At 65.8% G+C, this 8,827-nt stretch carries 6 protein-coding genes; 4 read left to right on the forward strand and 2 right to left on the reverse strand.

Annotation, left to right across the window (positions count from 1 at the left end):
* The 3 genes from WAW17_RS08150 to WAW17_RS08160 all read left to right on the forward strand — a co-directional run.
* Positions 1 to 1,034 (forward strand): DUF4185 domain-containing protein (locus tag WAW17_RS08150; RefSeq protein WP_422332479.1); only part of this gene is annotated, 1,034 nt, incomplete at its 5' end.
* A 48-nt stretch (positions 1,035 to 1,082) separates the two neighbouring features.
* Positions 1,083 to 1,706 (forward strand): class I SAM-dependent methyltransferase, encoded by a 624-nt coding sequence (locus WAW17_RS08155; protein ID WP_422332480.1) that lies wholly within the window; start codon positions 1,083 to 1,085, stop codon positions 1,704 to 1,706.
* Between the two features lie 83 nt (positions 1,707 to 1,789).
* On the forward strand, positions 1,790 to 3,625 hold the full coding sequence (locus WAW17_RS08160; RefSeq protein WP_422332481.1) for an acyl-CoA dehydrogenase: 1,836 nt from the start codon (positions 1,790 to 1,792) through the stop codon (positions 3,623 to 3,625).
* A gap of 135 nt (positions 3,626 to 3,760) precedes the next feature.
* Here the strand turns inward: WAW17_RS08160 and WAW17_RS08165 are convergent, their stop codons facing one another.
* Entirely contained in the window at positions 3,761 to 5,884 is a 2,124-nt protein-coding gene (locus WAW17_RS08165; RefSeq protein ID WP_422332482.1) for a VanW family protein, read from the reverse strand.
* 366 nt (positions 5,885 to 6,250) lie between these two features.
* A complete protein-coding gene (locus WAW17_RS08170; protein WP_422332483.1) occupies positions 6,251 to 7,597 on the reverse strand; it encodes an acetyl-CoA C-acetyltransferase in 1,347 nt (448 codons plus the stop codon).
* 258 nt (positions 7,598 to 7,855) lie between these two features.
* On the opposite strand from WAW17_RS08170, the gene WAW17_RS08175 reads away from it, so the two are divergent.
* Positions 7,856 to 8,746 carry a tyrosine-type recombinase/integrase gene (locus WAW17_RS08175; RefSeq protein WP_422332484.1) on the forward strand — a complete coding sequence of 297 codons (891 nt, stop codon included), beginning with the start codon at positions 7,856 to 7,858 and terminating at the stop codon, positions 8,744 to 8,746.
* Positions 8,747 to 8,827 lie beyond the last annotated feature (81 nt).

The raw sequence follows: 8,827 nt of genomic DNA on the forward strand, positions 1-8,827 counted from the left end.
CCGCGAATCCGAACGCCATCAATCCGATCCCCGGACTCAACGGAACCAACGGGCTCCCCAACCTCAACGGCCGCACGCGAGCCGTCGCCCAGCAGACGGGCATGCTCAGTCCCAACCGCACCCAGGACGCCAATGTCCTGGGCACCGACCTCGGCATCATGTGGGACAACGGTCAGGGACAGATTCTCACGGCCTTCGGCGACTCTGCCGGACTCGGCCTGCCGAACCTGCTGTCGGGCAGCCTGTGGGCGTGGCGCAGCAGCACGTTGTTCCGCAGCTCCGACGGCGTCCTGTCCGACGGAATGAACTTCGACAGCTCGCCGCGCGACATCTTCGGCCAGTCGAAGGAACTCGTCCCGAGCCCCAAGATTCCGTTCGTCGAAATCAGCCGCATCCCCACCGCCGGCGTTGCTGTCGGTAACACGCAGGTCATGAGCATGATGTCGGTGAAGACCTGGGGTCCGGCGGGCACGTGGGAAACCAACTACTCCGGGCTCGTGTACTCCCAAGACAACGGGGAGAACTGGAACGTCGCACCCGAAACGCAGCGGCCCAACGCGGGCGGCAACGCGAATTTCCAGATGAGTGCCTTCGTCAAGGATGGCGGTTTCGTCTATCAGTACGGCACCCCCGCCGGCCGCGGTGGACTCGTCCACATCGCCCGCGTCCCGGAGGCTCAGATCATGGATCTCGGCGCGTACGAGTACTTCGACGGCGCGAAATGGATCAAGGGCAACCCGGATGTCGCCAAGCCGATCATGCCCGGCGGAGTCGGCGAGTTGTCGGTGGCCTACAACCAGTACCTCGGTCAGTACCTCATGCTGACCACCGACCAGAACAACTCGGTGGTCATGAGGCGATCCCCATCGCTGACCGGACCGTGGAGCCCGCCCGAGGTCCTGGTCGATACCCGGGAACTTCCCTCCGCGTACGGGGCCTACATCCACCCGTGGTCGTCGGGCCCGGACCTGTACTTCCTCACCACGGTCCACAACAACTACAACGTGCTGCTGCTGCACACCCGCCTCAACTGACGGTTCCTTCACTCCGCCTTCTTCACGCCGCGCACTAACGTCGATGCCATGGATGCATCTGCGTGGGACGAACGGTATTCACAAACCGATCTGGTCTGGGGCGCACCACCGAACGCCGTGGTGGTCGAGCAGGCCACGTCGTTACCCCGCGGCCGGGCGCTCGACCTCGCGTGCGGTGAGGGCCGCAACGCGCTGTGGCTCGCCACGCGCGGCTGGGAGGTGACCGGACTGGACTACTCGGCTGTCGCTCTCGACAAGGCCCGCCGGGTGGCCGCCGAAGCGCCCCGGTCGGTACGTGAGCGACTCGACTATCGAGTCGCCGATGTGACCGATTCGGACCTCGGCGGACCATACGACCTCGTCCTCATGATCTATCTCCACCTCGCCGCGGACGATCGGCTGCGGGCTGTGAACCATGCCATATCCGCCCTGAAACCTGACGGAATCCTCATGATTCTGGGGCACGACGCCATCAACGTGCCAGAGGGCGTGGGCGGTCCCCAGGATACCGAAATCCTTTACACGCCAGACATTTTGGTGAGCGAGATCGGCGGACGGCTGGACATCGACATTGCCGAACGCCGCTATCGCGACACGGACGCCGGAACAGCCATCGATGCGCTCGTCGTCGCCCGTCGCCCGAGTCTTGGCAGTGAAGTGAATCGCGCGTAATATCGTTTAAGTTACCGACGAGTAATAACTTGGGCGGTACTCGACGGATAGACCGCACCATCTCACTGGGAGAGACAGAAGACATGGGCCATTACAAGAGCAACGTCCGCGACCTGGAGTTCAACCTCTTCGAGGTGCTCGGTCTCGAGAAGCCACTGAGCGAAGGCGTGTGGGGCGACCTGGACGCCGACACCGTGCGCAACATGCTCAGCGAGGTCGCTCGTCTTGCCGAGGGACCCCTTGCCGAATCCTTTGCCGATGCCGACCGCAACCCTCCGGTCTTCGATCCCGAAACGCATTCGGTGACACTGCCGGAGTCGTTCAAGAAATCGTTCCGCGCTCTCTGGGATGCCGAGTGGTTCCGCATGGGACTGTCCGAAGAGATCGGCGGCGTTCCCGTCCCCCGTTCCGTCGTGTGGGCCATCGGTGAACTCATCCTGGGTGCGCAGCCCGCCGCGCACATGTACCAGGCCGGTCCCGCGTTCGCGGATGTCCTGTTCAACAACGGCACCGAAGAGCAGAAGAAGTGGGCCGCGACCATCGTCGAACGCGGATGGGGATCCACCATGGTCCTCACCGAACCGGACGCCGGTTCCGACGTGGGCGCAGCCCGCACCAAGGCCGTCAAGCAGGACGACGGCTCATGGCACATCGAGGGCGTCAAGCGGTTCATCACCTCCGCTGATTCCGACGACCTGTTCGAGAACATCTTCCACCTCGTCCTCGCCCGCCCCGAAGGTGCGGGTCCGGGCACCAAGGGTCTGTCGCTGTTCTTCGTCCCCAAGACCCACTTCGACTTCGAGACAGAGCAGTTCGGTGAGCGCAACGGCGTCTTCGTCACCAACGTCGAACACAAGATGGGCCTGAAGGTCTCGGCCACCTGTGAGCTCACCTTCGGTGGCCACGGCGTCCCGGCCAAGGGCTGGCTCGTCGGTGAGGTCCACAACGGCATCGCCCAGATGTTCGACGTCATCGAGCACGCCCGCATGATGGTGGGCACCAAGGCAATCGCCACCCTCTCCACCGGTTACCTCAACGCTCTCGGCTACGCCAAGGAGCGCGTCCAGGGTGCCGACCTCACACAGATGACGGACAAGACCGCACCGCGCGTCACCATCACCCACCACCCGGACGTCCGCCGCAGCCTGGCTCTTCAGAAGGCGTACGCAGAGGGACTGCGCGCCGTATACCTGTACACGGCCGCACACCAGGACGTCGAGTTCGCCAAGCTGGTATCCGGTGCCGACGAGAACCTTGCTCACCGCGTCAATGACCTGCTGCTGCCCATCGTCAAGGGCGTCGGCTCCGAGCGGGCCTACCAGTACCTGACCGAGAGCCTCCAGACCCTCGGTGGTTCCGGCTTCCTGCAGGACTACCCGATCGAGCAGTACATCCGCGACTCCAAGATCGACTCCCTGTACGAGGGCACCACCGCCATCCAGGCGCAGGACTTCTTCTTCCGCAAGATCGCCCGCGACCGCGGTGTGGCACTGGCCCACGTCGCCGGCGAGGTCAAGAAGTTCATCGACAGTGAGGCCGGCAACGGGCGCCTCAAGGCCGAGCGTGCACTGCTCGCGACCGCCCTCGAGGACGTCCAGACCATGGCCGCCACCCTCACCGGCTTCCTGATGGGTGCGCAGGAGCAGCCGTCCGAGCTGTACAAGGTCGGACTCGGCTCGGTCCGGTTCCTGATGTCCGTCGGCGACCTGCTCATCGGCTGGCAGCTGCTGCGTCAGTCCGAGATCGCCATCAACGCCCTCGACGACGGTGCCGCCGACAAGGACAAGGCGTTCTACGAAGGAAAGGTCGCCATCGCGTCCTTCTTCGCGAAGAACGTTCTGCCCGAGCTGACCGCCACCCGCGGCATCCTCATCAACATCGACACCGACATCATGGAGCTCGACGAAGCCGCATTCTGATCGGCGTCTTCACACGCGAGAGCTCGGCGGCAGGGGTATTCGCTGCCGCCGAGCTCTTTTTCCTCCAGGCGCACCGTCCGGGTCCGCCGGAGGGGTGCTTCTACCGCGAAGGGTTGCGACCGTAGAAGATTCGCGTCACTCGTCCTGGCCGTCACCCGATGCCGGTGTGGGCGGTTCGGGACTCTGCGGCGGGGCGGGCGCCGGAGCAGGCGCCGGAGCTTCTGGCGCGGGTGCGCGATCCGCCTGCTCGGACTGGGCCGGAGCGACGCACGTGACGTTCGGAACGGGGTCATAGCGGACGGTCCGGGTGTTCCGCGAGATCTCGCGACCGGTGGCGGTATCGGTGATCACCCGCGTGTCGCTGGTGGTGAAGCCCTGGGCTCCGCTGGACGGCACGCAGCCCTCACCCGCGGGCAGCGTGATCGTGTCCGGCTGCGTGAAATTGGTGCGGTTACCCGTGATGGATTGCACCTGCACGGTCTTGGTGCCCCAGAACCGGATGGTGAGTTCCGAGCTACCGCCGATGGCCTGGATCAGCACACCGGTGTCGGTGGGGTTGCGGAACTGGAGATCGATGGCACCTTCGAAGACGGTCGCCTCCCGCGCTTCGGGGTAGCGCGAGATGTAGTAGGAGTGCTCGGTGTGGGCCACATCTTCCATACCGGCGAAGTACGCGGCGTTGTACAGCGTGGTGGCAACCTGACTCACACCGCCACCGATGGCCTTATCCGGGCGGCCGTTGTTGATGATGCCCGATTCCACATAACCTTGCGCGGCACCGCGCGGCCCCGTGTATCCGTTGAGCGAGAACGTCTCGCCCGGCTTGATCAGAGCACCGTTGATCTCGGAGGCCGCGAGACGAATATTGGTGCCCGACGCCGCAGAGAACCCGCCCGTCGTGAACTCGCCGATCACTTCCTTCACCCCGAGCGCTCCGGCGGCGTCGGTGGTGAGGGCAGGCGGAACGGGACCGTATACCGCGGCGGTGGTATGAGAACCGGTGGTAGCCAAGAGCTGCGGAAGATTCTCGAGTGTCTTCGGCCACTGCACCAGGTCGCCGACCACTGCCGGCACGACCACCGGTGATCCGCCCTCGAGTGTGATGTCGGCATCCTTCGGCATGATCTCGGTCGACACCAGCTGCGGCGCGAGAATCGCGGTGGCGGCCTCGAAGTTGTACACCGGCTTCAGCCCGCCGTTGCCGTCCGGCTCGAAGGCGAGAATGGCCCCGATCTGCTGTCGCGGCGCGGTGGCGACCACGCCGTTGCGCCCGGTGACCACCAGATCTGCCGACGCTGCCGGCACGGCCACATCGGTCAGCGCACGCTGCACACTCTCCTCGCTGACGGAGACGGGCACGACCTCGACGGGAAGTTCGATGGGAAGCCCGAAGGCCCATTTCTCGGTCAGCGCCGCCTCGGCGCCCTCACCGTTCAGATTCTGGCCTGCGGTCGGCGACACCGGGACCGGGGTCGCACCCTCGAACACCACGTTTCCTTCACGGGTCGCGCGGTCGGTTTGCGCGCGAAGGCCCTCGACTGCGGCGGCCAGCGCCGCTTCGTCGCGGGTCGACGCCACACCGATCTCGTCGGTGGTGAAGAACGAGGTGAGTCGGGTGAACGGGTTGAGCGGCTGCGCGTCGGCGCGGTCGAGGGTGGCCTCCCAATCGACCGCGAGGCCGGCTGCGGACGGAACGATCTCCGCCGAGACGTCCCCTGCCTGCACCGGAACCGGCTGATCGGTGCGGGGACCCAGCTGCGCCTGCAACGTCGCCTCGGCCTCCGCGCGGGACGAGCCACCCACCTCGATTCCCGCCACGGTGACCCCGCGGGGCACCTTGCCCGACGACACGGCGAGGTCCGCGGCGTACGCAATGCCGAGCACCGCGAACACACCCCCCGCTATCGCGGCGATCCTGACCCACGGAGGTCGCGCCGACGGAGTCTCCGGAGCCTGGGCCCGGTCGTCGTCAGGCGGGGCGGCCACAGGAGGTGGTGCGGTGGTGCCCGAAGGAATCCGGGCGGTCTCGCCCGGCGGCGGCGGCGCAGGAGAGGCGACTGCGGGGATCACCCGGGTGGGGTCCTCGTTCGCCTGCGGTTCCGCACCCGCAGCGGGCTCCGGCGCGGCGGGAGGCCCACGCAGCGCACCGAGGTCCAGCGACTCCGTCGGGGACTCGTCCGGACCCGGCCGCCCCGGGGAAGTGTCCGGCGTCGGCCGCCCGGGTGCAGTGCTCCCTGCGTCGCCGTCTTCGTCGCTCACGTGGCCCTCTCACCGAATAATCGTGCCTGCCGGTTTTCAGCTTGCCGCCGGCACCGTGTCCGATTCAAGCGGAGTCGTCCGATATCTGCGCGTCGCACGGGTTCGGACGCAGCACATGCTGCCATCACCCGTGGGCCCCGGCGGCCGGGAGTCGCGGTCATCGGAAAATAGAGCACCCCGCGCTGCTGCCAGGTCGGGGGTCAGGCAGCAACACGGGGCTGTGGGGGATATCGCCAGCTGATCTCCAGCGTTACACCCCTCGTAGAAATTTTCCGGGTTCCGGCCACCCCTCGTCGCCGGACCCCGAATGCACTGCACGAAGGCCCGATCTTTCCGGTCCGACAGCTACCGGCAGGACCCGCCGAATCAGGCCTCTATGATTGCGGTCACACCCTGGCCGCCGGCGGCGCAAATCGAGATGAGACCGCGGCCCGAACCCTTCTCCGCGAGCATCTTGGCGAGCGACGCGACGATGCGGCCCCCGGTTGCGGCGAACGGGTGGCCCGCCGCCAGCGACGACCCGTTGACATTCAGCTTGCTGCGATCGATGGATCCGAGCGCCCCGTCGAGGCCGAGCCGCTCTTTGCAGTACTCGTCCGATTCGAAGGCCTGCAGCGTCGCGAGGACGACCGACGCGAAGGCCTCGTGGATCTCGTAGAAGTCGAAATCCTGGAGGGTGAGGCCGTTGCGGGCCAGCAGGCGCGGGATGGCATAGGTGGGAGCCATGAGCAGCCCGTCCCTGCCGTGCACGTAATCGACGGCCGCGGTCTCGGAGTCCACGAGATGCGCCAGCACCGGGAGTTTGCGCTCGGCAGCCCACTCGTCGGTGGAGAGCAGGACCGCCGACGCCCCGTCGGTGAGCGGGGTGGAGTTACCGGCCGTCATGGTCGCGTCCCCGGCCCTGACCCCGAAAACCGGCTTCAGGGTGGACAGTTTCTCGACCGTGGACCCGGGCCGCAGGTTGTCGTCGCGGGTCAGACCCAGGAACGGCGTCACCAGGTCGTCGAAGAATCCGCGATCGTAGGCGGCAGCCATGTTCTTGTGGCTCGCGGCGGCCAGTTCGTCCTGATCCTCACGGCGGATCCCGAACTCCTTTGCCGTGACGGCCGCATGATCACCCATCGACATGCCGGTGCGCGGCTCCCCGTTGCGGGGAATCTCGATACCGAGCATGGAGGGACGCACGTTGCCGAGCAGCTTGACGCGGTCACCCACGCTCTTCGCCCGGTTCAGCGAGAGCAGGAACTCACGCAGTTCGTCGTTGACACCGATCGGGGCGTCCGACGTGGTGTCGACACCGCCGCCGACACCCGCCTCGATGCGCCCTGCGGCGATGGCGTCACCGACGGCGACGATCGACTGCAGGCCGGTGCCGCACGCCTGCTGCAGGTCGAAGGCCGGGGTGTAGGGGCTCAGGGCGCTGCCGAGCACGCACTCACGCATGAGGTTGAAGTCGCGGCTGTGCTTGAGGACGGCTCCGCCGACGACCATGCCGAGCTTCTCGCCCTGAAGGTTGAAGCGACTTACCAGACCATCGAGGGTCGTGGTGAACATGTCCTGGTTGGACGCCTGTGCGTACGCCTTGTCGGAGCGAGCGAACGGAATGCGGTTTCCGCCCACGATGGCGACGGCCTGGTCGCTCCGTGAGCGCCGCTGCCGTCCGCCCCGCGCCGATGCCGCGGAGTTCGAGTTGTCGGGAGCTGTGCTGGTCACTGTCGTCTCCAAGGATCTGGTGCAATGGGCTGTTGCCTACTATTCTTACTCAGCAGTATGTTGAGCGTAAGTCGGACTTAGTTCTCGGCAAGAAGACCAGGTCACGACACAGATCCGCTCACTTAATGAGCCGGTCCTCACCCGCATGCGTCCCGCGTGTAACCACCTGACCACACCATGTCACGGCCTGGTGTAGTTCGCGCAACGAATAAGTACGGATCGGCTGCGAGTCCAGCCCAGTCGGACAAAGCTCAAGTGATGGTTGATACTTCGATTACTCAGCACATCGCCCACCTGCGGCTGCGCAATCTCCAGCCGACTACTGCTGACCACCGGCGCGGGCAGCTCGAGCGCCTCCACGCCCACCTCGGCAAACCACTGGTCCAGGCCACACCGGCCGAGCTGGAGAAATGGCAACGCTCGCTGTCGGTGTCGTCATCCTCGATCGCCACATACACATCCCACGTCCGCGCCTTCTATGCCTGGGCTCTCGAGTCGGAACTGATCGGTGCGGACCCGTCACGGAACCTGGTAATGCCGAAGATCAAACGGCGCATGCCCCGCCCGATCCCCGAGGACGATCTGCGCGTCGCCCTGATCACGGCCCAGCACGACCATCAGTTGTACTGCTGGCTGCTCCTCGCCGCTTTCTGCGGACTGCGGGCCGGTGAGATTGCGAAGATTTGTCGAGGGGATCTTCGTATCGAGCCCACCGGAGGCGGATACCTCACCGTGAACGGCAAGGGCGGGCACCAGCGGGTCGTCCGCGTCCCCAGGGGTGTCGTCGAAGAGCTGCGCCCTCAGCTGCGTCAGTCCGGACCCATCTTCCGCCGACGCAACGGGCAGCCTTTCACCCCGAATTACCTCAGCCAGCAAGCCTCGAAACACCTACAGGGGCTAGGACTTTCATACACACTGCACACCCTGCGGCACCGATTCGCGACGGTAATGTGCGACATGGGCGCGGACGTGCGCGACGTCCAGCAGCTCCTTGGTCACAGGGACCTGGCGACCACAACCCTGTACGTCGCGCACAGCACGCGCCGGGCCAGCGGCTCCGTCGACAAACTCGGCGAGGGATTGGCAGCGATGCGCCGCCGTCAGTCACTCACCCGTCACAGGAAGACCATGAAAGAAGGCACGCCATGAACGACACTGAGCGGGAATCCGACACGTGCAGTCTATCTGCAACCTCTGACAAAGCCGGAGAGGCTTGGCAGTCCCTCACCC

This window comes from Rhodococcus sp. (in: high G+C Gram-positive bacteria) (assembly GCF_049286785.1).
Lineage (GTDB): Bacteria > Actinomycetota > Actinomycetes > Mycobacteriales > Mycobacteriaceae > Rhodococcus_F.